Origin of the sequence: Streptomyces sp. NPDC002884 (assembly GCF_040295245.1) — a bacterium.
Lineage (GTDB): Bacteria > Actinomycetota > Actinomycetes > Streptomycetales > Streptomycetaceae > Streptomyces.
Map to the genome: position 1 here is coordinate 359,018 of NZ_JBEOVB010000002.1, position 23,827 is coordinate 382,844.

Consider the following 23,827-nt stretch of genomic DNA (forward strand, 5'->3'; position numbering starts at 1 on the left):
ACGAGCGGACGCCTCGCCGTCACCCACCCCGTCCCCCTTCCCGTCCTCGCCGTCGTCCGCGTCCTCGCCGTCCCGACCCTCGTCCTCGCCGTCGTCCGTGTCCGCGTCGGTCGACGTCCCCGCCGAGTTCGGCACCGACTGGCACGACCCCCTCACGGCTGCCCCGCCCGTGGCCAGGCCCCATGCCAAGAGCTGTCAGGTCACCCTCGCCGAGGCGCAGTTCCGCGACTTCACGCCGTACCGGGGCGCGTACACCCCGCCGGACGGCTGCGGCGACCGCTGGAGCAAGGTGGTGCTGCGCCTCGACGGCGAGGTCAAGGGGCGGCAGTTCGACCGGCTCGGCTATCTGCACGTCGGCGGGGTGGAGATCTTCCGTACGTCGACGCCCGAGCCGTCGCCCGACGGGATCGAGTGGTCCGTCGAGAAGGACGTCACCCGCTACGCCGAGACGTTCCGCTCCGCCCGGGATGTCGAGATGCTCGTCGGCAACGTCGTCGACGACACCTATACGGGCGTGATCGACGTCAAGGTGACGCTCACCTTCTACGAAGGGAAACCGGCCGCCGCCACCCCCGACCGCGTTCTCACCCTGGCCGAGGGCTCGGGCGGCACGACCCTCACCACGCCCCGCAACAGCGAACGCGTCGTCGCCGAGGTGTACGCCACCGGCTCCGGCGGCGGATGCGAGGAGTACTGGTACCTGACCGTCCCCGCGACCGCGCCCTACTCCTGCCGGTCGGACGGCGGGCCCTATCGGGAGGTGCAGGTCGAGGTCGACGGGCAACTGGCCGGAATCGCCGCCCCCTTCCCGACCGTCTGGACCGGCGGCTGGTCCAACCCCTTCCTCTGGTACGTGGTTCCGGGCCCCCGGGCCTTCGACATCAAGCCGATCGAATACGACCTGACCCCCTTCGCCGGGATCCTCAACGACGGCCGTCCGCACCGCGTGGAGGTGTCCGTCGTCGGGGTGTCCGAGGGGCAGAGCGGCTGGAGCACACCCGTCAACGTGCTCGTCTGGCAGGACCCGGGGAAGACCGTCGTCGGCGGAGGACTCCTCACGCACGCGGCGGGTGAACTCGCCGACTCCGCCGCCTACACGCCCGGCACGGAACATCGCGTCGACACCGAGGGCGGGCACCGACTGACCGTCGCCGGGTATCTCGACACCTCGCACGGTCGCGTCCGGACCTCCGTGACCCGGGTCCTCGCGAACACCTCCGCGCACCGCTGGACCGACGGTGAGACCGTGGACGGCCTCGACGCCTCCTGGACGGACGACGAGTCGGTCACCGTCGACGGCCTCGGACCGGCCCGTACGACGCGCACCGAGCGGACCTACACGATGAACGGCACCACCACCCTCGGCGCGGACGACCGGCTCCGCACCGTGCTGGCCCTCGGCGACCGGGCCGACTCCGTGACGACCCGGAACGGCCGACGCGTGTCCTGGTCACGGCTCGACGACACCTACACGGGCGATGCCACCTTCACCGTCGGCGTGCCCCGGGACCAGCGTCATGCCGTCGGGGCGACGAGTGAGCGCTACCGGCTGTACGGCTCGGCCGGCTGCTACGACCGGCGACTGGCCACGGCGCAGGGGGTGCTGACGGAGGATCACCGAGGCTGCTGAGCCGCAACGCGTGCGACGCGTCACTCGTGGCGGGATTTACACAGCGGAAACGCGCAGGTCTCGTGAGCGATCAACGACACCTTCACAGTGATCACTACGGAAACCGCTTTCCGCATCGCAGAAGTCCTGTCCGTCCCCGATCGGGCTCCCGCGTGCCGCCATCCCCCCAAGGAGTGCCCGTGCCGCCGTCCGTCCCGTCCCTGCCGCGACGCGTCGCACGCATACTGCGTACCTCACTCTTCGCGCAGGTCGCCTGCGCGCTCGTACTCGGCATCGTCGTCGGGAAGCTGTGGCCCGACGTGGCCACGGATCTCCAGCCGCTCGGCGACGGCTTCACCCGGCTCATCAAGACGATCATCTCGCCCCTGGTGTTCTGCGTGGTCGTCGTCGGCATCGCCAAGGCCGGTGACCTGAGGGCCTTCGGCCGGATCGGGCTCAAGGCCCTGGTCTGGTTTGAGGTCGCGAGCACGTTCGCCCTGGTCATCGGGCTGCTCGCCGCCAACATCGTCCAGCCGGGCTCGGGCATGAACGTCGACCCGTCCACGCTCGACACCTCGGCGGTCGACGCCAAGACGGGCGGCGGTTCGCTGCCCTCGACGACCGAGTTCGTCGTGAACGCGCTGCCCACCAGTTTCATCGGCGCCTTCGCGGAGAACTCGCTGCTGCAGGTGCTCATCCTGGCCTGCCTGGTCGGTGCCGCGCTGCTGCACCTCGGCCACACCAGGGCGCCGAAGGTCCTGCCGGCCATCGAACAGGCCCAGGAGGTCATCTTCGCGATCGTCGGCTTCGTCATGCGGCTGGCGCCGATCGCCGTGTTCGGGGCGACGGCCGTCCTGATCGGCAACTACGGCCTGGGCGTGATCGAGACCTACGGCAAGCTGATCGCCCTGTGCTACGCGGCCGCCGCCCTGTTCATCGCGCTGCTCGCCGTCGCCCTGCGGCTGGTCACCGGGCTGAGTCTGTGGAAGTTCCTGCGCTACATCCGTGAGGAGATGCTCCTCGCGCTCGGCACCGCCTCCACCGAGTCCGTCATGCCGCGCGTGATGCAGAAGCTGCGCAGGGCCGGCGCCCGCGACGACGCCGTGGGCCTGGTGCTGCCCACCGGCTACTCCTTCAACCTCGACGGCGCCTCGCTCTACCTGTCCATCGGCACGCTGTTCATCGCCCAGGCGGTGGGCGTGGACCTGAGCCCGGGTCAGCAGATCACCGTGATCCTGGTGCTCATGCTCACCAGCAAGGGCATGGCCGGCATCCCGGGCTCCGCCTTCCTCGCCCTGTCCGCTACCGCCTCCTCGCTGGGGGCCATCCCCGCCGGCGCCGTCGCCCTGCTGCTGGGCGTGGACCGCATCATGGACTCGATGCGCGTCGTCACCAACCTGCTCGGCAACTGTGTGGCGGTCTTCGCCGTCTCCCGCTGGGAGGGCGCGCTGGACCTGGAACGGGCCAGGAAGGTCCTCGACGGCGAGACCGTCGCCCTGCCGGACGAGAAGCCGGAAGGCCCCGCGAAGCCGGAAGGCCCCGCGAAGCCAGAGGGGTCCGAGCGGTCGGAGGCCACCGAGCGGTCGCGGGGTTCGCAGAGTCCGGAAGCGGCGGCCGGGATCCCGGTGGTCGTCGCCGCCGGGCCCGCCGGGGAGACCGTCCCCGAGGCCGGCTGACCGGACGCCGCCGGCGCAACGGGCCGTGGCCGCCTCTCCCGTATGACGGAGGGGCGGCCACGGCCCGTTCTCGCGAGTTCAGCAGCCGTGCCCCTGCCCCCGGCCGTGCCCCTGCTCTCGTCCCCGCTCTCGTCCTTGCCCTTGCCCTTGGTCCGGTCCCTGTCCGTGCTTCGGCGTCCGGTCCGGGGTGCCGTCCACCAGCGCGTCCAGCAGACCGCTCAGCACCTGGCGTTCCAGGTCCGTCAGTGGATCGAGAATCTCCTCCGCGGCGGACACCCGGGCGCCCCGTAGCTGCCGCAGGGCCTTGCGGCCGTCCTCCGTGAGCTCGATCCGGATCACCCGCCGGTTGGTGGGGTCCGGCACGCGCCGGACCTTGCCGCTCCCCTCCAGCCCGTCGACCAGGGTCGTGACGGCCCGGGGCACCACCTCGAGCCGCTCGGCGAGGTCGGCCATGCGCGGCGGTGAGTCACAGTGCGCCAGGGTGCGCAGCAACCGGGCCTGGGCCGGGGTGACGGCGAGCCCGCTCCGCTCCAGGTGGTGCTTCTGGATGCGGTGCACCCGGCGCGTGAGCCGCAGCAGCTGCTCGGCGAGCAGGCTGTCGGAATCGGGGGTGGTCATACGGGAACAATATCAGGACGCCGTTCATTGTGAGTATAGGTAACAATGAGCTATGCTCCGTCAGTCCTCACCGTCTCACCCTCCGTAGGAGCCATGCCCCGCGACCACATCGACTGGACCCCCACGCCCGGCACCTCGACCGAACAGCCCCGGCAGGTGCGCCGCATCCTCACGCTCTTCAAGCCCTACCGTGCCCGGCTCGCGGTCGTCGGCGTTCTGGTCGCCGCCGCCTCGCTGGTCACCGTGGCCACCCCCTTCCTGCTGAAGGAGACGCTGGACGTCGCCATCCCCGAGGGGCGCACCGGTCTGCTGACCCTGCTCGCCCTCGGCATGATCCTCAGCGCCGTCCTGGGCGGCGTCTTCGGCGTCCTGCAGACCCTGATCTCCACGACCGTCGGCCAGCGGGTCATGCACGACCTGCGGACGGCCGTCTACGACCGCCTCCAGCGGATGTCCCTCGCCTTCTTCACGCGCACCCGTACCGGCGAGGTCCAGTCCCGCATCGCCAACGACATCGGCGGTATGCAGGCCACCGTCACCTCCACCGCCACCTCCCTGGTCTCCAACTTCACCAGCGTGGTCGCCACCATCATCGCGATGGTCGCCCTCGACTGGCGGCTGACCGTCGTCTCGCTGCTCCTGCTGCCGGTGTTCGTGTGGATCAGCCGCCGCGTCGGCAACGAACGCAAGAAGATCACCACCCAGCGTCAGAAGCAGATGGCCGCGATGGCCGCCACGGTCACCGAGTCGCTGTCGGTCAGCGGCATCCTGCTCGGCCGAACCATGGGCCGCTCCGACTCCCTCACGCGGTCCTTCGCCGACGAGTCCGAACAACTGGTCGACCTCGAGGTGCGGTCGAACATGGCCGGGCGCTGGCGCATGGCCGTCATCGGCATCGTCATGTCCGCCATGCCGGCGTTCATCTACTGGACCGCGGGTCTGGCCCTCCAGTTGGGCGGCCCCGATGTCTCGCTCGGCACCATCGTCGCCTTCGTCTCGCTCCAGCAGGGCCTGTTCCGCCCGGCCGTGAGCCTCCTGTCGACCGGCGTGCAGATCCAGACCTCCCTCGCGCTCTTCCAGCGCATCTTCGAGTACCTCGACCTCCCCATCGACATCACCGAGCGCGCCGACCCGGTCCGTATCGACCAGATCAAGGGCGAGATCCGCTTCGAGGACGTCGCCTTCCGGTACGACGACAAGGGCGGCCCCGTTTTCGACGGCATCGACCTCGACGTCCCCGCCGGCGGCAGCCTCGCGGTGGTCGGCCCGACCGGCGCCGGAAAGTCCACGCTGGGCTATCTGGTGCCGCGCCTGTACGACGTGACGGGCGGCCGGGTCACGCTCGACGGCGTCGATGTCCGTGACCTCGACTTCGACACCCTCGCGCGCGCGGTCGGCGTCGTCTCGCAGGAGACGTACCTCTTCCACGCCACGGTCGCCGACAACCTGCGCTTCGCCAAGCCGGACGCCACCGACGAGGAACTGCACGCGGCGGCGCGGGCGGCGCAGATCCACGACCACATCGCCGGCCTGCCCGACGGCTACGACACGGTCGTCGGCGAGCGCGGCCACCGGTTCTCCGGTGGCGAGAAGCAGCGGCTGGCCATCGCCCGGACCATCCTGCGCGACCCGCCGGTGCTGATCCTCGACGAGGCGACCAGCGCCCTCGACACCCGTACGGAGCAGGCCGTCCAGGAGGCCATCGACGCGCTCTCGGCCAACCGCACCACGCTCACCATCGCCCACCGGCTGTCCACCATTCGGGGTGCCGACCAGATCGTGGTCCTCGACTCCGGCCAGGTGGCCGAACGGGGCACGCACGAGGAGCTGTTGGAGCGCGACGGGCGATACGCGGCCCTGGTGCGACGGGACGCCCGCCTGGAGCCGACAAGATGACAGTATGGCAAGTTATGCCGTGTTTGTGACGATATGCGGGTTACCGTGCCCGCATGCAGATGAACACTCCGCCACGGAGCACGATTCGACTGACGCGCCGGGGCCGTCTCGTCCTCATCGCGACCGGAGCCGTCGTGGCGGGCACCGCCGTGGCGGTGCCGCTGCTGAGCCTGGAGAGTCCGAAGGAGAAGCCGAAGCCGGCCACCCTGGTCATCCCGGAGGGCTGGCGCGCGAGCCAGGTCTACGAAGCCGTCGACAAGGCGCTCGCCCTGCCGGCCGGCACCACCAGGAAGGCGTTGCCGAAGGCCGGGCTGAAGCTGCCGAACGACGCCGAGGGCAATCCGGAGGGCTACCTCTTCCCGGCGACGTATCCGCTGGACAAGAAGGCGACGCCGCAGACGCTGCTGTCCTACATGGTCGACACCGCCAACAAGAAGTTCAACGGGGCGCCGACGGCGGCCGGCGCCCAGCACAACGCCATGAACGTCTATCAGGCGGTCACCATCGCCAGCCTCGTGCAGGCCGAGGCCGCCACCAGGGCCGACATGGGCAAGGTGGCCCGGGTCGTGTTCAACCGGCTGGAGCGCGGGATGCCGTTGCAGATGGACTCCACCATCAACTACGCACTGAACCGCTTCACGTTGAAGACGACGGAGAACGACACCCGCGTCGAGAGCCCCTACAACTCCTACCAGCGCATGGGCCTGCCGCCGACGCCGATCGACAACCCCGGCGAGGAGGCGATGCGCGCGGCCGTGAGTCCCACCCCGGGCGACTGGCTGTACTTCGTCACGGTCAAGCCGGGCGACACACGGTTCACGGCGAGCTACACGGAACACCAGCGCAACGTGGCCGAGTTCAACCGGAACCAGCAGAGCGCGACGGGCCCGACGAGTACGAGTCCGGCGAGCCCGGCGAGCCCGGCGAGTCCGGCAGGCCCGACGAGCTCGAAGAGCCCCAAGAGCCAGTCGGCGGCAGCCGGGTGACCTGGCAGGGCATCAGGCGGCGACCGGCTCCCCCGCGAGCAGCCGCCTGATGTCCCGTACGGCCGCACGGCCGGCCCGGTTGGCGCCGATGGTGCTGGCCGACGGCCCGTAGCCGACGAGATGGACGCGCGGGTCGGCGACGGCGCGCGTGCCCTCGAGCCGGATCCCGCCGCCCGGCTCACGCAGCCGCAGCGGCGCGAGATGGTCGACGGCAGCCCGGAACCCGGTCGCCCACAGGATGACGTCGGCGGCGACCCGCCGTCCGTCGTCCCACTCCACGCCGTCCGGAGTGATCCGGTCGAACATGGGCAGCCGGTCCAGCACCCCGTCGGCGAGCCCCTGGCGGATCGCGTCGTTGAGCGGCAGTCCCGTCACGGACACCACACTCCTCGGCGGCAGTCCCTGGCGTACCCGCTCCTCCACGAGCGCGACGGCCGCGCGGCCCGCACCCTCGTCGAAGGGCCCCTCGCGGAAGACGGGGGGACGCCGCGTCACCCATGTGGTCCGAGCCGCGTACGGCGCGATCTCCAGCAGGTGCTGGGTACCGGACGCGCCACCGCCCACCACGACCACCCGCAGCCCGGCGAACGCCTCGGGACCCGGATACCGCGCGGTGTGCAGCTGCCGGCCGCGGAAGGTCTCCTGGCCGGGGTAGCGCGGCCAGAACGGCCGGTCCCAGGTGCCGGTGGCGTTGATCAGGGCCCGCGTGGACCAGGTGCCGTCGGAGGTCTCGACGAGCAGCCGCCCCGCGGTGCCCTCACGCACGGCCCGCACATCGACCGGGCGCCGTACGCGCAGGTCGAAGGCGCGCTCATAGGCGGCGAAGTATTCGGCGACGACCTCGGACGAGGGCCGGGCGGGATCGGCGCCCGTCAGCTCCATGCCGGGCAGCGCATGCATCCCGTGCACCTTGCCGTACGTCAGTGAGGGCCACCGGAACTGCCAGGCGCCCCCGGCGGCGGGGGCGTGGTCGAGCACCACGAAGTCGCGCTCCGGCTCGAAACCGGTGCGTCGCAGGTGATGGGCGGCCGCCAGACCCGCTTGGCCGGCGCCGATGACGACCACCTCGATCTCACGCACGTTGTTCACGCCTCTACCAACGGAAGGGCCGGCGTGGATCTTCCCGGTGCGGGTGTGAGATCGGGTACGGAACCCGGCGTATGGGTCAGGATGGGGGCATGTCAGATGCGTTCACCACCCGAGTTCTGCACATCGCCTCAGGCTCCCGGGAGAGGGTCGTCGACCTCACCGGCGACTGCGAGGCGTTCCTGCGCGAAGTGGCCGCCGGCCGCGACGGCCTCCTGAACGTCTTCGTCCCGCACGCCACGGCCGGGATCGCGATCATCGAGACGGGCGCCGGAAGCGACGACGACCTCCTGGCCGCCCTGCACACCGTCCTCCCCGCCGACGACCGCTGGCAGCACCGGCACGGCAGCCCCGGCCACGGCCGCGACCACGTCCTCCCGGCCCTCGTCCCGCCCCACGCGACCCTGCCGGTGGTGGACGGAAGGCTGGAGCTGGGCACATGGCAGTCGGTGTGCCTGGTGGACACGAACAAGGACAACCCCGACCGTCAGGTGCGCCTGAGCTTCCTCGGGTGAGGGTGAGGGTGAGGGCGAGGTGAGGGCGCGAGCGAGGGCGAGGTGAGGGTGAGGTGCGGCAGCTCATTCCTCGGTCGGGACGCAGAGCACCGGGATGGTCGACAGGTGCAGGAGTTTGTGAGGGGTCGAGCCCAGCAGCGCCCCGCGCATAGGGCTCTCGCCCCAGCTCCCCACCACGATGAACCTCGCCTCGTGGCGTGACGCGGCGTCGATCAGCGCCTGCGCCGGTTTCTGGTCGATGATCTCGACGGTCGTGGACACGCCCGCCGCCTCGGCCGCCGTGACGGCGTGATCGAGGGCGACGCGTCCGGCCTCGCGGACGGCCTCGCGGTGGGCCCGGTACTCCTCGCCCCCCGACCCCGGGGCCGCCGCGCCGTAGACCAGCACGAGCGGCTCACGGAACGCGGCCGCCGTCTGGATCGCGATGCGCAAGGCGCGTACCGCGCCGGGAGACTCGTCGTAGCCGAGGACAACCGTCATCTCAGGACTCCTTGCCGGGGACGCCGTGGACGCCGTGGACGAGATCGGGGTCGGCCACACCTGCTCGCTCCGACCAGAAGACGGGTGACCTCAGCCGCCACAGCACCATGAGCAGCACTCCCGCGACGGCGATGCCGACGCCGATGACGAGCGGGGGGCCGACCCCGAGCCACGAGGTGCCGGTGTAGGAGTTCGCGGGGTCGGACATGTCGGAGACCGATTCCACGAGGAGCCACGCCAGCAGCCCGGCGCCGACGAGTGGACCGAGGCCGATGAGCATGAAGTGGCGGACGCTTTCCGTCAGATGGCGGCGGTAGTAGACGGCGCAGGCCACACCGGTCAGGGCGTAGTAGAACGCGATCAGCAACGACAGCGCGGTGAGCGAGTCGAACAGGGCGTTGGCGCTGATCTGGTTGACGACGAGATACCAGGCGATGGCGATGCCGGCCACCCACCAGGTGCTCACGTCGGGCGTGCGGAACCGCGGATGGATGTGGGCGAAGTGCGCGGGCAGCGCGTGCCGGCGTGCCATGGACAGCGCCGTGCGGGACGCCGGGATGATCGTCGTCTGCGTCGACGCCAGCGCCGAGGTGGAGACCGCCAGCAGCACGACCCAGTCCCAGCCGCCCATCACCTTGCCGGCGAGCAGGGCGAAGATGAACTCCTCCTCGTCGGCGTTCTCGGCCAGGAAGGCCGTTCCGGCGTAGGCCACGACGGCGAAGCCGACCGAGACGTAGGTCACCAGCAGGATGATGGTCGACCAGACGCCCGCCTTGCCGGGGGCGGTGGCGGAGTCCTCGACCTCCTCGGTGAGATTGACCGCGGATTCCCAGCCCCAGTAGATGAAGACGCCCAGCAGCAGCGCTCCGGTCAGCGTCGATCCGCCGGCGCCGAAGGGGTTGAGCCAACCGATCGCCGGTTCGACGGAATCGAAGGTGCTGGTGCCCGCGTAGACGCGGTAGAGCGCCACGACGACGAAGGCGAGCAGGCAGACGACCTGGGCGAGGATGAGGACGTTCTGCACCTTGGCGGAGACCTCGGTGCCGACGACGCACACGGCGGTCATCACGAGGATGAGCAGCACCGCGAGCAGTTGGCGCACGAAGTCGTTGTCGACCCAGCTGTCGAGGCCGAAGGCGAGCAGCGCGAAGCTCACGGCCACGTCCGCCAGTGACCCGACGACCAGCACTCCGGTCATGGTGATGGCCCAACCGCCCAGCCATCCGGCCCACGGCCCCATGGCCCGGGTGACCCACGAGAAGGTGGTGCCGCAGTCCTGGTCGACCTTGTTGAGGTAGTAGAACGCCGACGCGATCAGGAGCATCGGAACGAACGAAGCGACCAGCACGCCGGGGGCGTAGATGCCCACGAGCGCCACGATCGGACCGATGACCGCCGCCAGGGAGTACGCCGGTGAGGTGGCGTTGAGCCCGATGACGAGTGCGTCGACGAAGCCGATCGCATTGGCCTTCAACCCGTCAGGTGGACGTTCGCCGGTGGTGTCGTTGGCCATGTTCCCTCGCTCCGGTTGTGCGTGAAGCCATACAACAGGGAGCTTTAGGACATTTCATGTCTTTGAGGGCTGATTGGCCATGGGTGTCACCGCCGGAACACCGGAGGCATCCGCATCTGGACCGGACCTGGACCCGGACCCGGACCTGGACCCGGACCCGGACCTGGACCCGGACCCGGACCTGGACCCGGACCCGGACCTGGACCCGGACCTGGACCCGGACCTGGACCTGGACCCGGACCTGGACCCGGACCTGGACCCGGACCCGGACCCGAGCCATGCCGGGCCGGTCCGGTGCCGCTCCACGACCTTCCGCGGAACGGCACCTGTGGGCGGGACCGCGGGTGTCAGCGGCGCGGACGCTCCAGCGTGAGGAGCAGACCCTCGACCGCACCGGGGCCGATACGGCCCTTGACGTCGGCGGACGTGATCGCCTTGAGGGCCCAGCCGTCCTCGGCGTGCTTGTTGAGCACCTTCTCCAGCTTGTCGCTGTCCAGCGCGTCGCCGATCAGTGACTCGCGGAAGGTGACGACCTTGTACTCGAGTGCGTGGGGACTGGTCATGAAGAGGCCCTCCTGTGGATGGAACCGCATGGAACCGTTGGGAACCGCATGGAACCGGAAGGATCGACTGCCGGAACCGGGGACAGCCAATCACCGGTCGGCGTCGCCGCACACGTCGGGGCGGGTTCGGCGGGCAGAGGGCGGGTCAGGCCGGCTTGCGCCACACGGAGACGTGCTTCGTGGAGTCCTGGGTGAACGGCGCGCCGTCCCAGTCCGCGACACGCCGTTCCGGTTCGAGTCCCGCGATCCGTGCCATCAGGTCGAGCTCCGCGGGCCACGCGTACCGGTGCCGGGAGTCTCCGCGGCGGTACCTGCCGTCGTCGGCGTCACGTGTGAAGTGGTGCGAGACGAGGATCTGTTCGACCAGGTCGAAGGTGTCGAAGCCGAGATGCCGTTCGGAGACGTCGAACGGCACCGCGACCTGCCCGGGCGGCAGGAACCGCAGCGGCGGCACCCCCAGCTCGATGACGAAGCGGCCGCCGGGCGACAGGTGACGTGCGGCGTTGCGGAAGCACTCGACCTGCTCGTCCTGCGTGAGCAGGTTCGTGATGGTGTTGTAGACGAGGTACACCAGGGCGAACTCGCCGGGCACGACGGTCGTGGCCATGTCCCCGAGGACCACCGGGAGGGTGTCCTCGTCGATCTTGCGCCGCAGCACCGCCGCCATGTGCTCGGACAGTTCGACGCCCACCACGGGCACGCCGCGCTCCCGGAGCGGGACACCCACGCGGCCGGTGCCGATGGCGAATTCCAGTGCCCGGCCGTCGCCGGCGAGTCCGGCGAGGAAGTCGAGGGTCGGTCCGAGGACGGCGGCCGAGGACATCTCGCCCTCCTCGGCGTCGTAGCGGTCGGCGGTCGCGCGCGTCCACAGTTCGCTGCTCGTCACGAGCGGCCACTCTGCCGGGCGCGACGGCCCGCTGTCGACGGGATTTCCCCCGCGGACGGCGGCTCAGATCAGCCCGGCCCGGATGGCACGGGAGACGGCGTGCGCACGGTTGCGCGTCCGCAGCCGCTTCATCGCGCCGTACAGGATGTAGCGCACCGTGCGTTCGGAATAGGAGAGTTCGATCGCGATCTCGTCGCACTGCTTTCCCTCGGCGATGAGGCGCAGTACGTCCACCTCACGAGGGTTCAGTCTGGGTACGGCCCGCCCTCGGGAGGCGGCGGCGTGAGGGTCCGCCCGCTCGGAGTCCGTCGGCTGATCCTCGGGAGCGAGCCGGGGGGAGAGCGTGCCTTCCTCGCCGCCGGCCACCGCGCGCACGGATCGGGCGAAGACGTCCGGGCTGCAGAAGTCCCACCACACGACGGCGCGGACGCCCCGTTTCCGCGCCGCCGACAGGTCGGCCCGCCACTTCTTGCCCACCACCACGAGGAAGCGGGCGCCGGGCTTGTCGCACAGGCGGTGGAGCAGGTCCAGGGCGGAGGCGTCCGCCACGTCCACGGCGACCACGATGGCGTCGGCCTCCCGGATCCTGTCCTGCGGCAGTTCGTGCAGACGCGGGTCCAGTGCGACGAAGCCGGCCAGTCCGGCGCGGACCAGGGGGGCGGGCGCGTGAATGGCCACGCGCACGGTCTCGCCGAGTACTTGATGAGGCATGCGCCCCCCAATTCACACAGGTTTTCCACGAGGTTCAGGAGGGCGATGCTGCCACCGGGGAAGACCGGACATCCGTGCCACGGGCCCGACGTCCGCCGACCGAGGGAAACCTGGCGCGAGCGGCCGGTCCGTCCTCCCTGTACAGACCGGCAAGGTTCGCGGTCTCGCCTTCCACCGGCAGCGGGGAAAGCACCACGATGGCGTGGAGAGCGCGTTCCGACGTTTGCCATCGGCTGTCCATCGGCTGTCCGTCGGTCGGCGGCGCGTTTCCCCCGGGTGCCACCGGGCCCCTGGCGATGCGACCGCGGAGCGCCGCGGGCGGTGTTGCCGCAGAGCCGGTGACCAGTTCTGGCAACTTCTAGTACAAAGGTGGCCGCATGATCGCGTCCATTGTCCTGTCCGTGGTGCTCGTCCTGGTGCTGCTCGGGGCCGCCGCCGCATGGATCCTGCGCAGACGCGACCCCTGGCCCGGGCAGGTCCGTGGTGCGAGACCGAGCGCCCGTCGCAAGGAACTCGAGGCGGTCGCCCTGGGCCTGCGAGCCGTGGCCGAAGGGCGGGCGCACAGTGCCCGCGCGCTGCCCGAGGTGCACGCGGTCATCCACTCGGGACAGCGGCTGACGCTGCTGCTCGCCGGTGCCGACGCCCCCGCGCCCGCGCCCTGGACCGCGGACCTCTCGGGCAAGGAGTGGTGGGTGGAACCGAAGGAGCTGACGGGTCCGGGAGACGGGGGCGCCGAGGTCGCGCACCCCTACTCCCTGGCCGTCACCCTCGGTCGCCATCGGGGCGACAGGGTGCTCGTCGACCTCTCACGGCTGTCGGGGGCGATCGCCCTGACAGGTGAGGACAACGATGTCCGGTGCCTGGCCCAGGCACTCATCACGGAACTGATCGCGGGTCCGGTCGGGCTGCTCGCCACGGTCGTCCTGGTGGGCTCGGCGGCCACAGCGTCGGTCACCGACGGACTGGGCGCGCGGTCGGCGCGGCTGCGCACGGCGGCGACCCGTGACGAGGCTCTGGCCTGCCAGGACAACATGCCGTGGGGGCCAGACCGGCGATCGCCGGCCCCGCAGGCCGTGCGGCAGGACAGCATCGCCCTGGTGGCCGCCAAGGCGCACGCCCGCCGCCTCTTCGTGGTGACCGCCGCTCAGTTCCGCGACGACCAATGGCGGGACGCCGCGATGCGCGACACCGACGCGCTCCTGGTGCTGGGCTACATCGTCGGCGCGGACTGGAACTTCCAGGTGAATGCCGACGGCTCGCTCGACACCGGCCGACTCGGCCTGCCCGTCGACACCCACGCCGCCCGCCTCTCCTGACCGACTGACCCGCTGACCGACTGACCCGCTGACCGACTGACCCGCTGACCGGCTGACCGGTTGACCCGCTGACCGGCTGTGCACCGGGGTGCGGCGGGGAGCGCAACCGGACGCGGCCGGGCGACGGCCGGAGACAGCTGCCGGGCGGGCCGCGGCCGGGGCGCGGCACGTGTCAGCGGCGTCGGCTCGACGGCGTCCGGGGCGCACGGACGGGGAGCGAGCCACCGGCCGTGCCGCGCACGCCGTCCGGCACCAGGTCGCGGTGGGCGAGGCTGCCGTCCAGCCAGGCCGCGGCCAGCTCCACCCGGGAGCGGCAACCGGTGCGCTGGAACAGCCGCGTCAGCCGTCGCTCCACGGTCTTCTCGCTCCACACGAGCCGCGCCGCGATCTGTCGATTGGTCGCCCCATGGCTGACCATCGCGGTCAGCTCGATGTCCGCCGCGCTCAACTCCGCCTCGGCCGGACGCACCCTCGGCAGGACGAGGTTACGGCGCCGTGTCATATGGCCGAGCGACGTACGGGTGGCGCGTCCGATGCCCAGCGCCCGCGCGCCGCGCGTGGCCTCGGCCAGCCACCGTTCGGAGTCGTCGCCGATCTCCACCAGGCCCAGGCAGCAGAGCAGTTCCAGATACGCGTCGCCCCGTCCGCGCACCGCCCGGAGAGCGGCCAGCGCGCTGTCCACGTCGCGCCGCACCAGACCCCGGCCGAGGAGCACCGCCTCGCGCGTCATGGGGGAGCCCACCTCCTCGTCCAGCGCCTCCAGTTCGTCCAGCGCCTCCGCCATGGCCGAGGGCACGGCCTCCAGCAGGGCGAACGACAGATACCGCAGCAGCACCTTCTCGATGCCCGAGAGCAGGCCGCTCCGGCGAGCCCGCCGCACCTCGTCGAGCGCCCCTTCCAGCGCCTCCTCCACCTGGCCCGACCAGTACCGCAGCCCCAGCCTCGCCCAGGCGACGAGCGGGTGGGTCACGGTGTCGGGAATCGGCTCCAGCCACGCCCGGGCGTACCCCGGCTCCCCGCGCGCGCAGTGGATCTCGGCCGCGAGCGCGCGGGCGGGCTGCGCCGGGCCGGCCGCGCTGCCGCGGGTCCTGCTGCGCGCCTCGATCCGGCGGGCGGAAGCCAGGGCCCGGTCCCAGTCCCCTTGCAGGTACTCGCGCACCATGACGTGGTACAGCGCGGCCGTGCTGTCCCCCGCGCCCGTGTAACGGTCCCCGAGCACGGCGGCCAGGGCGCCGGCCAGGTCCGCGTGGGCGGTCGCGTTCCGGAGCCCTTCCAGGGTCCGTGCACCGTCCGTGTCGGGCGGCAGGACCTCCGGCAGTCCGGCGCGGCTCCCCGCGGCCCCGGCCAGCAGCCGGAGTTCCGCGGCCGAGGGCAGGGGTCCTGACCGGGGCCGCGGGTCGGCGGCGGCAGCGCCGCGGTGGTCCTCCGCATCCGGACGGCGCGTCACCGGGCCCAGTCCGTACGGACCGACGAGCGCCGCGAAGCCGGCCACGGCGGGCGTGCGTTCCACCACGGCACGGCCCCGGGGTCCGGCGTCGAGGGGGTCCGGCCACCGGTGCTCGTGCAGTGCCGCCAGAGCCCACACCCCGGCGACATGATCCAGACCTTCCCGGTCCCGCTCGGCGGACGGCGTGTCCAGGCAGGCGAACAGCGGTGCGCCCAGCGCCAGCGCGCCGGGGTGGTCGGCGTGCCGCAGACTCAGCTCGGCGGACTCGCCCAGCACGCCGGGCGTCCTGCGGTCGTGCGGCGGCAGTCGCCGAAGCGCCCAGGAGTAGGCGCGGACCGATCGGGACCAGTCGGACCTGGCGTCCGTGCGGGCCGCCGCCAGCAGTACGTCCACCGCGAGGGCGTCGTCCAGCTCGGCCCCGGCCGCCGCCACGTGATCGGCCAGTCGGGGGTAGCCGCCCCCCGCCGTCTCCGCGCCCAGCCGATCGGTCAGCGATCTGGTGATCAGCGCGTGCAGCGACGACACGGCGTGCCGCGTGGGCAGCGCCCGCAGCGCCGCCGCGAGGGCCGGAACGGCGAACGCTATCCGGCGGTCCTCGTCCACGGTCAGGATCCCGTCCCCGACCAGCGGGGTCAGGGTGCGGTCGACGAGGCCGGCCCGGCGTGGGCCGCCCGGCTTCAGCCGGTGCAGATCGTCGAGCCGTATCTCGGTGTGCTCGAGGTTGCGGGCCACGGCGGCCGCCGCGTCCAGGGCGGCGGCGTCCGGTGGCCCGGCCGGCCAGCAGAGCCGGCTCAGCCGGGCCACGTCCGTGGTGAGCCGCAGCGCCTGTTCCGGCTCGACCAGGCACACATGGCCGTCGAGTTCCAGGAAGTCGCCGCGCTCCGCCATCGAGTCGAGCACCGACAGCACGGCCTCGGGGGTGCCCGCCATCGGGCCCAGCGCCCGCAGCACCGCCGTCACCAGCGCCGGTTCGACCGGGCGGCCGAGCCGCCGGACCACGAGGGTCTCCACGTCGGCGGGCCGCAGCGGCGGCAGTTCGAGCAGCCGGTCGGCCGCCGTCGCGAGCTGCCGGACGCCGTCGCCACCGTCGCCACCGTCGTCTCCGGGGCGGCCGGGGTGTCCGGGGTCTCGGGGGTGTCCGGGCCGGGTGAGGCGGCCGGCCATCACCATCGGCACGCCGGCGGGACGGAAGACGCGTAGCAGCAGGCCGAGGGCGGATGCCGTCGCCGAGGGCATCCGCTCGACGTCGTCGACCACCAGCGCGAAGGGAAGGTGACGGGCCGCGTCCGCGACCACCTCGCCGAGGGTGGCCAGCAGGGTCAACTCGCCGTCCCGGCCGGTGTTCCGCAGCCGGATCCGGCGGATCGCACTGGTACGGGCCGGGCTCCGGCGGTCGTGGACCTTGGTGAGCACATGGTGGACGCCATCGGCCAGCGCGGCCGCGCCGGGCGGGTGCCCGCCGTCGTCGCAGCGCAGCCGCAGGACCGTGGCGCCGTCCTCGACCGCCGCTCGCCGGGCTTCTTCCAGCACGGCGGTCTTGCCCGTCCCGGCTCCGCCGACGAGCAGCAGGGTGCGCGCCGAGGCACCGGTGGACAGCAGGGTCCCGGCCACTTCCCGGATCTCGCTGTCCCTGCCGATGACAGGCCCGCACTCCAGCACGCCCACTCCTCCTGGTCCGGTACTGCGCGGGTGAACGGCCGACCGGAGCAGGAACGTTCGCGGCGCGGTGCTTTCGGAACCCACCGCCCGACGGAACATGATTATACGGAAATGGCCATAATGGCTCGCAGTGTTGACGGCCCGGCCACGGGGCCGCCGGAGACGCTCGACGCGGTCGGGTCCGGTGCCGCCCGCCTCGCACATGTCGTCGAAGAGAACGCGGTGGACCATGGCTGTTCCGTCCGAAAGCCCCTGGCTGGTCCACGGGGGCACGGCCGCGAGCCTCGACCGCACGACCGGGTGCCCGGTCGGCCGCGAGCGGGAGTCGGACGAGGTCCAGGACCGCCTCGGGGATCCGGCCGGACCACGCCTGGTGCTCGTCCGGGGCGAACGGGGAGCCGGGCGCAGCGCGTTCCTGCACGCACTCGGCGAACGCCTGCGCGCCGAGGGGACGTCCGTGCTCGCGGTGGGCTGCGTGCCGGGCGACGACGCACGGCCGCTGCTGCTCGCGCTGCGGCTGGTCATGGCGCTGGAGGAGCACCTCTCCGGTACGGACCACTCCGGCACGGCACACCAGCGCGCGGCGAAGCCGGTCACCGAGGCCCTGCACGCGGCCGAGCGGCGCGACGGGACCGCGATGGCCCGACTGCTGCACACCGCTCTGGCGCGGTCCACGCCCGTGGTCGTGGAGCTGGACGACCTCCACCTCGCCGACGCCGATTCGCTGGCCGTGCTCCGCGGGACCGACTTCGCGCGGCTGCCGGCCGGAGTCCGGCTGCTGGCCTCCGCCGCGGGACGAGGCGAGCGGAACACGCGCGGCGGGAACGGGGACGAAACGGCCTCCCGTGCCCGGAGCGCCGCGGACGACGAAGACGACGCGGACGACGCGGACGACGTGGACGACGCGGACCGGACGTCACCGCGCCACGCTGCCGCCGGAGCCCCGGACCTGCGGGGAGACGTGCCGTGGGCGCACACGATCGTGCTGCCCCGACTCGGGCCGGACGAGACGACCGCGGTGGTGGCGCGGCGGTTGCGGGCGACACCCGACAGCAGTCTGTCCCGGCGGGTGCGGGAGCTGACGCACGGGGTCCCCGGCGCGATCGACGCCCTGCTCGCCGGATGGACGCGGGAGGGCGCGATCAGGGTGGCCGACGGTCACGCCTTCGTCGGGGTGCGGACGCCGGCGCCGGTGCTGCCGGACAGCGACCGGTTCGTCGGAGCGCTCGACGCGCTGAGTGGACCGGGCCGCGTGGTGGCCGGAGCGCTGAGCATCCTGTGGCCGCTCGGCGGGCGGGCCTCGGAGCTGATCGCGACGTCGACCGGACTGTCCGCCGAGGCGGTCGGCGACGGGATCCGCGACCTGATCGACGCGGAGATCGTCGCCGTCCGGCCCGAGGACGAGGCCGGGCCCGACGGCGCCGCGGCGGGCGGCTGGACGTTCGTCGTGGCGCTGACGGCACATGCCGTCCGCGAGCGCCTGGGGCCGCTGGAACGCAGCCGGCTGTCCGCCACGGCGGTGGAGGCCCTGTGGGCGGACCGGGACGCGGCGGGCACCGGGTGCGCGACAGGACCGCAGGTGGCGGCGCTGCCCGACGAGGCGGACGCGGTGGCCTACCTGGCGGACCGGATCGCGGAAGCCGGACATCTCGTCGACCGCGACCGTGCGGTGACGGAACTGACGGCTGCCGCGAAAAGGCTCCATCCCGACTCCGAGGGCAGGGGAGTGCTCCGGTGGTGCCGGGCGGCCGGCCACCTCGTCGAGCGGTCCGTCGACCGCGTCCCGGCCCTTCAGCGGTACGCCAAGGCCGCCTACCAGGCGGGCGACTACCGGACGGCGCGGACCATCGCCGAGTCGATCCTGCGCAACATGGCGGACGTCCTCGGCCCACTGGCCCTGCAGGACACCGCGAACCTCTTCACCGCGGCGACCGCCAACGACGCGGACTGGCGGGCGCTGTCCCGGCTGGCCACGGCCGAGTGGTGGGACGAACTGCGGCTGCCCGCCCTGGCACCGGTGACCGGCCGGGTGCTGGCCCTGTGCGGACTGGCGAGGTGGCAGGAGGCGCTGGACCTGCTGGCCCGGACGGAACCGGTGTGGACCACTGATGTCCGCGGCCGGGTGAAGCCCGACTACTTCCGGGCCGTGGCGGAGATGGTGCTGGGCCGGCCGGAGCGGTTCCGACGCGCACTGGCCCTCTCCGAGGCCCCGCACCTGGGTGCCGAGCACGTGTACGCCCTCGCCACCACCATGTTCGACGAGCTGCTCAGCGGCCGGGACCTGCACGCGGCGGAGAACCTGCTGGCAGCCCAGGGCCTGAGCCCCGACTCGCTGCCCCCGCACAGCGTGTTCCTCTGGCGCCACCTCGAGGGCCGCTGGGACGAGGCACTGGAGCAGGCCCGGTGGATGCTGGCGAACAACCGGATCGACACGCCCGCGGCGGACGGCTGTCTGATTCCCGCCCGCACCGCGGCCGTCTTTCTCGCCCGGGGCCGCACCACCAGCGCCCGCCGCCTCATCGACAGTGTGCGCGACCGGGGTGAGGGCCGGTTGGAGTACTCGCTGGACGCCGTGGAGGCCGAGGTGCTGCGGACCCTCGGCGATCCGCACGGGGCGGAGAAGACGCTGCGGGGCGGACTGGACGCGGCGGACGCCCACGGACACGTCGCGGGCACCGACGAACTGTGGGCCGCCCTCGCCGAGGTGCACGCGGAGACGGGACACACCGGCGAGGCGGTGACCTGCCTGGAACGCCTCGCGCGGATCTCCGACCGGACGGGCAGCGGAAGGACGAGGCTGAGATATCTGCTCGCGTCGGCCCGCGTGCTGCGGCAGGACTCTCCCGGCACCGCCCGGGACGGCCTGCGGGAGGCGGTGGACCTGGCGCGCTCGCGCAGTCAGCCGTACGAGACGGCCGTGACCCTCGTCACCGCGGCCGACGCGGGCGCCGGGCCGCCCACGCTGCTGCACGAGGCGTACGAACTGTTCGGGAGGACCGGCTCCGCACTGGCGCGCTTCCGGACCAGGGCCGCCATGCGGGAGGCCGGGATCACCGTTCCGGGGCGCAGACAGGCCACCGCCGAGAACGAGCAACTGCTCGCCACCCTGATCGCCGAAGGACTCACCAACCGTCAGATCGCCATGGTGCTGCGGGTCAGTGAGGACGCGGTGGCCAACCGGCTGTCCCGGCTGTTCGCCCGCACCGGACTGCGGTCCCGCACCGAGGTGGTCACGGCCGTGCTCACCGGCCGACCCGATCGCCGGGGCGGGCTCGAGCCGTGGTCGTGTTCTCCTGGAGCGAACCTTGTGTAATCTGAAAATTAACCTTTCGCGTGTATTTGACTTCGTACAGGCTTGCGCGCCCGATCCGGTGCCGCGTGGGCGAAAGGTAGTGCGGTTGTATGTACCGTGCTAGGCTTCAAGCTAGTTGCAGTTGTGGTTCCCGAAACTTCAAGTGCCTCGGCGGCTGTCTGGTCGCCGGGCATTTTTGTATCTCCGGTGCTTATCCGGACGGGGTTCATTGTGGCAACGCATGGGTCCACACGGTGTGGACCTCTGGGCACTGCCCCGAAGGAGATGTGACATGGCTACTGGCACCGTCAAGTGGTTCAACTCGGAAAAGGGATTCGGTTTCATCGAGCAGGACGGCGGCGGCCCCGACGTTTTCGCTCACTACTCGAACATCGCCACCCAGGGCTTCCGTGAGCTTCAGGAAGGCCAGAAGGTGAACTTCGACGTCACGCAGGGCCAGAAGGGCCCGCAGGCGGAGAACATCACGCCCGCCTGACGCGAAAGCGTATGAGGCAGCTGGGGCCCGCACCACGTGGTGCGGGCCCCAGCTTGCTGCTTTCCAGGGATTCCGAAGATTTTGATGGAATTCTTTCAGTCTCATTTTCGGCTCGTGCTTGCAATTCATCCGGCTCATTCGCACTCCTGCCGGGAATTCCTCGATGCGTGCCCCGTCGAGGAAGGTTCTCCCTTGAACCGTTCAGCTCGCACGAATGACCGTTCCGAGTTCGCTCTCCCGGTCACCGTCACCCCCGCACTCCCCGCCGCCGCGACCTTCGGCGAACTGGACATGCCCGCCGCGTTGCTGGAGATGCTCGCCGGGCACGGCCTGGACGAGCCGTTCCCGATCCAGGCCGCCACCCTGCCGAACTCGCTCGCGGGCCGCGACGTCCTGGGCCGCGGGCGCACCGGATCGGGCAAGACGCTCGCCTTCGGCCTGGCACTGCTGGTGCGCACGGCCGGCCGGCGTGCCGAGCCGCGGAAGCCGCTGGCCCTGGTCCTCGTCCCCACCCGCGAGCTGGCCCAGCAGGTCAGTGACGCGCTCACCCCCTACGCCGGGCTGCTGAAGCTGCGGCTGGCCACCGTGGTCGGCGGTATGTCGATCGGCAGGCAGGCCGGCGCGCTGCGGGCCGGCGCCGAGGTGGTCGTCGCCACTCCGGGCCGCCTCACGGATCTCGTCGAGCGCAAGGACTGCCGCCTGGACCGGGTGGACATCACCGTCCTCGACGAGGCCGACCAGATGGCCGACATGGGCTTCATGCCGCAGGTCACCGAGTTGCTGGACCAGGTGCGCCCCGACGGCCAGCGCATGCTCTTCTCGGCCACGCTCGACAGCAACATCGACCTCCTGGTCCGCCGCTACCTCCATGACCCGGTGGTCCACTCGGTCGACCCGTCGGCGGGCGCGGTCACCACCATGGAGCACCACGTCCTTCAGGTGCACGGCGCCGACAAGTACGCCACCGCCACCGAGATCGCCGCCCGCGAAGGGCGCGTGCTCATGTTCCTGGACACCAAGCACGCCGTCGACCAGTTCACCCGGCACCTGCTGGGCAGTGGCGTCAGGGCCGCGGCGCTGCACGGCGGCAAGTCGCAGCCCCAGCGCAACCACACCCTGGCCCAGTTCAAGGACGGCCGCGTCACGGTGCTGGTGGCGACCAACGTCGCGGCCCGCGGTATCCACGTCGACGACCTCGACCTGGTCGTCAACGTCGACCCGCCCGCCGACCACAAGGACTACCTGCACCGCGGCGGCCGCACGGCACGGGCCGGCGAGTCCGGCAGTGTCGTCACGCTGGTCACCCACAGCCAGCGCCGGGACATGGCCCGGCTGCTCTCCGACGCGGGCATCAGGGCGCAGATCACACCGATCCGCTCCGGCGAGGCCGAGCTGAGCCGCATCACCGGCGCCCAGGCCCCCTCCGGCGTCCCCATCGGCGGTGGCGGGCCGGCCGGCGCGGAGCGTCAGAAGCGCGGCGGCGCTCCCTTCGGCGGTATGGGCACCCGCCCCGGGCGGCCCGGCCGCGGTGGCGAGTCCCGCAAGGCCGCCGAAGCCCGTCAGGCGGCCGAGGCCCGCGCGGCCGCCCGGGTGCGCCGGGGCGCCTAGCCCTCGCCGGGCCGGGCCGAGCGCCCCCTCGGGTCGGCCTTGTCCCCCGGGCCGCCCGGCGGGGCGGGGCGGGGCGAGGCGGCGCCGTGACGGACTTCCGCCCGCGTGGCGTGCCCGGTGCGCGGCACTAGTGTCGTCGGCATGAGCGAAGACTCCCAGCGCCTCGTCACCATCGAGCGGACCGGCGCAGGCCGGTTCACCGCGACGAACGTCCGCGGTGGCACCATCGGTTTCGGTACCGGCTCCGATTCCGACGGCGGTACGGACTTCACCCCGGTCGAGCTCCTGCTCGCGGCGATCGGCGGCTGCACCGCCGCCGACGTCGACGTCGCCACCGGCCGGCACGCGGAGCCCGCCGAGTTCACCGTCACCGTGACCGGCGACAAGATCAGCGACGATTTCGGCAACCGGATGACCGGCCTCGCGGTCACCTTCTCCGTCACCTTTCCCGAAGGCGGCTCCGGCGACCGGGCCCGCGCGATCCTGCCCCGGGCGGTCGCGGTCTCCCACAACCGGTTGTGCACCGTCAGCCGCACCGTCGAGATCGGCACTCCCGTCACCGCGACCGTCACGGACGCCTGACCGCTCAGGTGTCACCGCCGGCCCGCCCCACGCTCACCGTGCTCGCGGGCGACGGGTCGCCCGGACCCGTGTCCGGCGTCTCTCGTGGGGTTCGCCGGCACTCCCCGGCAGTCGTCACGCACGCCGGCAGTCGTCGCGCACGACCGAGGGGCCCGGGAGGATCGCCTCCCGGGCCCTGCCGCGGGCCGGCGTTCCGGTGCGGTCAGACCTTGCCGGCGGCGAACGTGGCCGCCGCGCCGGCGTCGGCGGTGTAGCCGAGATGTGCCGGCACGTCGTCGCCGCCGTTCTCGCAGACGGGGTCACCGGTGGCGCAGAAGTCGATGGTGCGGCTCTGGTAGGTGCCGGTGACGCTCTTGCCGAGGGCCCGGATGGGGTTGCCGAACAGCAGGACCGCGGCGACCCTCGGCTCGACCGCCGTGGGGAGGGTCGCGACGATGGGGCTGCCGACCACCGCACCCGCACTGCTGATGCCGATGGAATTGTCGACGACATTCGCGCCCTGTGAATAGCCGACGAGAATGTAGCGCTGATTCGGACAGGCCGCCGATTGTGCCCTGACGTGGTTCACCAGATCCGCGTTTCCCTGTGCGGCCGAGGTCAGGGAAAGGTCGGCGGGATAGTTCACCGCATAGCTGGACAGGTTTTTTCCGGTCAGTTTCCTCTGGAGCGCGGAGAACACCGGGTCGCCGACGATCAGGCCGAGCGTGCCCGGCTCGAAGGTGCCGCGAGCAGCCACGATGTCGATGTCCGAGCAGGCGGCGGCCGATGCGGCGGGTGCCGAGAGCGTGACGAGTCCGGTCCCGCCGGCGAGTGCGAGCGCGGCGAGGAACAAGCGGATAAGCATGGGGATCCTTTGCGGGTGGGGCGCGTGAAGCACCTGATGAAAAG

General features: G+C 71.9%; 21 protein-coding genes. 11 read left to right on the forward strand and 10 right to left on the reverse strand.

Going from position 1 to position 23,827, the window contains the following annotated elements:
• Window positions 1-97 precede the first annotated feature (97 nt).
• Together ABT070_RS05995 and ABT070_RS06000 are read left to right on the forward strand one after the other, a co-directional pair.
• The gene (locus ABT070_RS05995; RefSeq protein WP_451099840.1) at window positions 98-1,630 is read left to right on the forward strand and encodes a peptide-N4-asparagine amidase; all 1,533 of its coding nucleotides are present in this window, start codon (window positions 98-100) and stop codon (window positions 1,628-1,630) included.
• Window positions 1,631-1,809: 179 nt separating this feature from the next.
• Entirely contained in the window at window positions 1,810-3,285 is a 1,476-nt protein-coding gene (locus ABT070_RS06000) for a cation:dicarboxylate symporter family transporter (RefSeq protein WP_351755280.1), read from the forward strand.
• Window positions 3,286-3,363: 78 nt separating this feature from the next.
• On the opposite strand, the gene ABT070_RS06005 is transcribed toward ABT070_RS06000, so the two are convergent.
• Window positions 3,364-3,903 carry a MarR family winged helix-turn-helix transcriptional regulator gene (locus tag ABT070_RS06005; protein ID WP_351755283.1) on the reverse strand — a complete coding sequence of 180 codons (540 nt, stop codon included), beginning with the start codon at window positions 3,901-3,903 and terminating at the stop codon, window positions 3,364-3,366.
• Window positions 3,904-3,996: 93 nt separating this feature from the next.
• On the opposite strand from ABT070_RS06005, the gene ABT070_RS06010 reads away from it, so the two are divergent.
• Together ABT070_RS06010 and mltG are read left to right on the forward strand one after the other, a co-directional pair.
• Complete coding sequence (locus ABT070_RS06010) at window positions 3,997-5,799, forward strand: ABC transporter ATP-binding protein (RefSeq protein WP_351755286.1); 1,803 nt, start codon at window positions 3,997-3,999, stop codon at window positions 5,797-5,799.
• Between the two features lie 53 nt (window positions 5,800-5,852).
• Window positions 5,853-6,785, forward strand: coding sequence for an endolytic transglycosylase MltG (gene mltG / locus ABT070_RS06015; protein WP_351755289.1), 933 nt, complete (start codon window positions 5,853-5,855; stop codon window positions 6,783-6,785).
• A 12-nt stretch (window positions 6,786-6,797) separates the two neighbouring features.
• On the opposite strand, the gene ABT070_RS06020 is transcribed toward mltG, so the two are convergent.
• Complete coding sequence (locus tag ABT070_RS06020) at window positions 6,798-7,874, reverse strand: NAD(P)-binding domain-containing protein (protein WP_351755292.1); 1,077 nt, start codon at window positions 7,872-7,874, stop codon at window positions 6,798-6,800.
• An 89-nt stretch (window positions 7,875-7,963) separates the two neighbouring features.
• Between ABT070_RS06020 and ABT070_RS06025 the strand changes: the two genes are divergently transcribed.
• Window positions 7,964-8,386: a secondary thiamine-phosphate synthase enzyme YjbQ gene (locus tag ABT070_RS06025; RefSeq protein ID WP_351755295.1), complete on the forward strand. Its 423-nt coding sequence runs from the start codon at window positions 7,964-7,966 to the stop codon at window positions 8,384-8,386.
• Window positions 8,387-8,449: 63 nt separating this feature from the next.
• On the opposite strand, the gene ABT070_RS06030 is transcribed toward ABT070_RS06025, so the two are convergent.
• Together ABT070_RS06030 and ABT070_RS06035 are read right to left on the reverse strand one after the other, a co-directional pair.
• Complete coding sequence (locus ABT070_RS06030; protein ID WP_351755298.1) at window positions 8,450-8,866, reverse strand: universal stress protein; 417 nt, start codon at window positions 8,864-8,866, stop codon at window positions 8,450-8,452.
• A gap of 1 nt (window position 8,867) precedes the next feature.
• Window positions 8,868-10,379 (reverse strand): APC family permease, encoded by a 1,512-nt coding sequence (locus tag ABT070_RS06035; RefSeq protein WP_351755300.1) that lies wholly within the window; start codon window positions 10,377-10,379, stop codon window positions 8,868-8,870.
• Window positions 10,380-10,458: 79 nt separating this feature from the next.
• Here ABT070_RS06035 and ABT070_RS06040 point away from each other — a divergent pair, with 79 nt between their 5' ends.
• Window positions 10,459-10,752, forward strand: coding sequence for a hypothetical protein (locus ABT070_RS06040; RefSeq protein ID WP_351755303.1), 294 nt, complete (start codon window positions 10,459-10,461; stop codon window positions 10,750-10,752).
• Here the strand turns inward: ABT070_RS06040 and ABT070_RS06045 are convergent.
• The 3 genes from ABT070_RS06045 to ABT070_RS06055 form a co-directional block, all read right to left on the reverse strand.
• Window positions 10,727-10,942, reverse strand: coding sequence for a DUF4177 domain-containing protein (locus ABT070_RS06045; RefSeq protein ID WP_351755306.1), 216 nt, complete (start codon window positions 10,940-10,942; stop codon window positions 10,727-10,729). The genes ABT070_RS06040 and ABT070_RS06045 overlap by 26 nt on opposite strands.
• Before the next feature lie 145 nt (window positions 10,943-11,087).
• Window positions 11,088-11,828, reverse strand: a complete 741-nt coding sequence (locus ABT070_RS06050) for a class I SAM-dependent DNA methyltransferase (RefSeq protein ID WP_351755308.1) — start codon at window positions 11,826-11,828, stop codon at window positions 11,088-11,090.
• Between the two features lie 63 nt (window positions 11,829-11,891).
• Window positions 11,892-12,539 carry a helix-turn-helix transcriptional regulator gene (locus tag ABT070_RS06055; RefSeq protein WP_351755311.1) on the reverse strand — a complete coding sequence of 216 codons (648 nt, stop codon included), beginning with the start codon at window positions 12,537-12,539 and terminating at the stop codon, window positions 11,892-11,894.
• Between the two features lie 377 nt (window positions 12,540-12,916).
• Between ABT070_RS06055 and ABT070_RS06060 the strand changes: the two genes are divergently transcribed.
• Window positions 12,917-13,855: a hypothetical protein gene (locus tag ABT070_RS06060; protein WP_351755314.1), complete on the forward strand. Its 939-nt coding sequence runs from the start codon at window positions 12,917-12,919 to the stop codon at window positions 13,853-13,855.
• 172 nt (window positions 13,856-14,027) lie between these two features.
• Here ABT070_RS06060 and ABT070_RS06065 read toward each other — a convergent pair whose 3' ends face one another.
• The gene (locus ABT070_RS06065) at window positions 14,028-16,961 is read right to left on the reverse strand and encodes a helix-turn-helix transcriptional regulator (protein ID WP_351755317.1); all 2,934 of its coding nucleotides are present in this window, start codon (window positions 16,959-16,961) and stop codon (window positions 14,028-14,030) included.
• Window positions 16,962-17,190: 229 nt separating this feature from the next.
• Between ABT070_RS06065 and ABT070_RS06070 the strand changes: the two genes are divergently transcribed.
• From ABT070_RS06070 to ABT070_RS06080, 3 genes are all read left to right on the forward strand, one after another.
• Window positions 17,191-20,274, forward strand: a complete 3,084-nt coding sequence (locus tag ABT070_RS06070; RefSeq protein ID WP_351755320.1) for an AAA family ATPase — start codon at window positions 17,191-17,193, stop codon at window positions 20,272-20,274.
• A gap of 271 nt (window positions 20,275-20,545) precedes the next feature.
• Entirely contained in the window at window positions 20,546-20,749 is a 204-nt protein-coding gene (locus tag ABT070_RS06075) for a cold-shock protein (RefSeq protein WP_020125862.1), read from the forward strand.
• 192 nt (window positions 20,750-20,941) lie between these two features.
• Complete coding sequence (locus ABT070_RS06080) at window positions 20,942-22,357, forward strand: DEAD/DEAH box helicase (RefSeq protein WP_351755324.1); 1,416 nt, start codon at window positions 20,942-20,944, stop codon at window positions 22,355-22,357.
• Here ABT070_RS06080 and ABT070_RS06085 read toward each other — a convergent pair.
• Window positions 22,354-22,500, reverse strand: a complete 147-nt coding sequence (locus ABT070_RS06085) for a hypothetical protein (protein WP_351755327.1) — start codon at window positions 22,498-22,500, stop codon at window positions 22,354-22,356. The two genes, ABT070_RS06080 and ABT070_RS06085, sit on opposite strands and share 4 nt — an antisense overlap.
• Between ABT070_RS06085 and ABT070_RS06090 the strand changes: the two genes are divergently transcribed.
• Window positions 22,499-22,939 carry an OsmC family protein gene (locus tag ABT070_RS06090; protein WP_351755330.1) on the forward strand — a complete coding sequence of 147 codons (441 nt, stop codon included), beginning with the start codon at window positions 22,499-22,501 and terminating at the stop codon, window positions 22,937-22,939. The two genes, ABT070_RS06085 and ABT070_RS06090, sit on opposite strands and share 2 nt — an antisense overlap.
• A 202-nt stretch (window positions 22,940-23,141) precedes the next feature.
• On the opposite strand, the gene ABT070_RS06095 is transcribed toward ABT070_RS06090, so the two are convergent.
• Complete coding sequence (locus tag ABT070_RS06095; RefSeq protein ID WP_351755979.1) at window positions 23,142-23,783, reverse strand: cutinase family protein; 642 nt, start codon at window positions 23,781-23,783, stop codon at window positions 23,142-23,144.
• Between the last annotated feature and the right edge of the window lie 44 nt (window positions 23,784-23,827).

Bases quoted from the DNA above. Each gene is read 5' to 3' on its own strand.
- ABT070_RS06070 (WP_351755320.1), top strand. From the start codon at position 17,191: ATGGCTGTTCCGTCCGAAAGCCCCTGGCTGGTCCACGGGGGCACGGCC.
- ABT070_RS06095 (WP_351755979.1), bottom strand. From the start codon at position 23,783: ATGCTTATCCGCTTGTTCCTCGCCGCGCTCGCACTCGCCGGCGGGACC.
- ABT070_RS06025 (WP_351755295.1), top strand. From the start codon at position 7,964: ATGTCAGATGCGTTCACCACCCGAGTTCTGCACATCGCCTCAGGCTCC.
- ABT070_RS06045 (WP_351755306.1), bottom strand. From the start codon at position 10,942: ATGACCAGTCCCCACGCACTCGAGTACAAGGTCGTCACCTTCCGCGAG.
- ABT070_RS06010 (WP_351755286.1), top strand. From the start codon at position 3,997: ATGCCCCGCGACCACATCGACTGGACCCCCACGCCCGGCACCTCGACC.
- ABT070_RS06075 (WP_020125862.1), top strand. From the start codon at position 20,546: ATGGCTACTGGCACCGTCAAGTGGTTCAACTCGGAAAAGGGATTCGGT.
- ABT070_RS06035 (WP_351755300.1), bottom strand. From the start codon at position 10,379: ATGGCCAACGACACCACCGGCGAACGTCCACCTGACGGGTTGAAGGCC.
- ABT070_RS06005 (WP_351755283.1), bottom strand. From the start codon at position 3,903: ATGACCACCCCCGATTCCGACAGCCTGCTCGCCGAGCAGCTGCTGCGG.
- ABT070_RS06030 (WP_351755298.1), bottom strand. From the start codon at position 8,866: ATGACGGTTGTCCTCGGCTACGACGAGTCTCCCGGCGCGGTACGCGCC.
- ABT070_RS06040 (WP_351755303.1), top strand. From the start codon at position 10,459: ATGGGTGTCACCGCCGGAACACCGGAGGCATCCGCATCTGGACCGGAC.
- ABT070_RS06090 (WP_351755330.1), top strand. From the start codon at position 22,499: ATGAGCGAAGACTCCCAGCGCCTCGTCACCATCGAGCGGACCGGCGCA.
- ABT070_RS06085 (WP_351755327.1), bottom strand. From the start codon at position 22,500: ATGCCGACGACACTAGTGCCGCGCACCGGGCACGCCACGCGGGCGGAA.
- ABT070_RS06060 (WP_351755314.1), top strand. From the start codon at position 12,917: ATGATCGCGTCCATTGTCCTGTCCGTGGTGCTCGTCCTGGTGCTGCTC.
- mltG (WP_351755289.1), top strand. From the start codon at position 5,853: ATGCAGATGAACACTCCGCCACGGAGCACGATTCGACTGACGCGCCGG.
- ABT070_RS06055 (WP_351755311.1), bottom strand. From the start codon at position 12,539: ATGCCTCATCAAGTACTCGGCGAGACCGTGCGCGTGGCCATTCACGCG.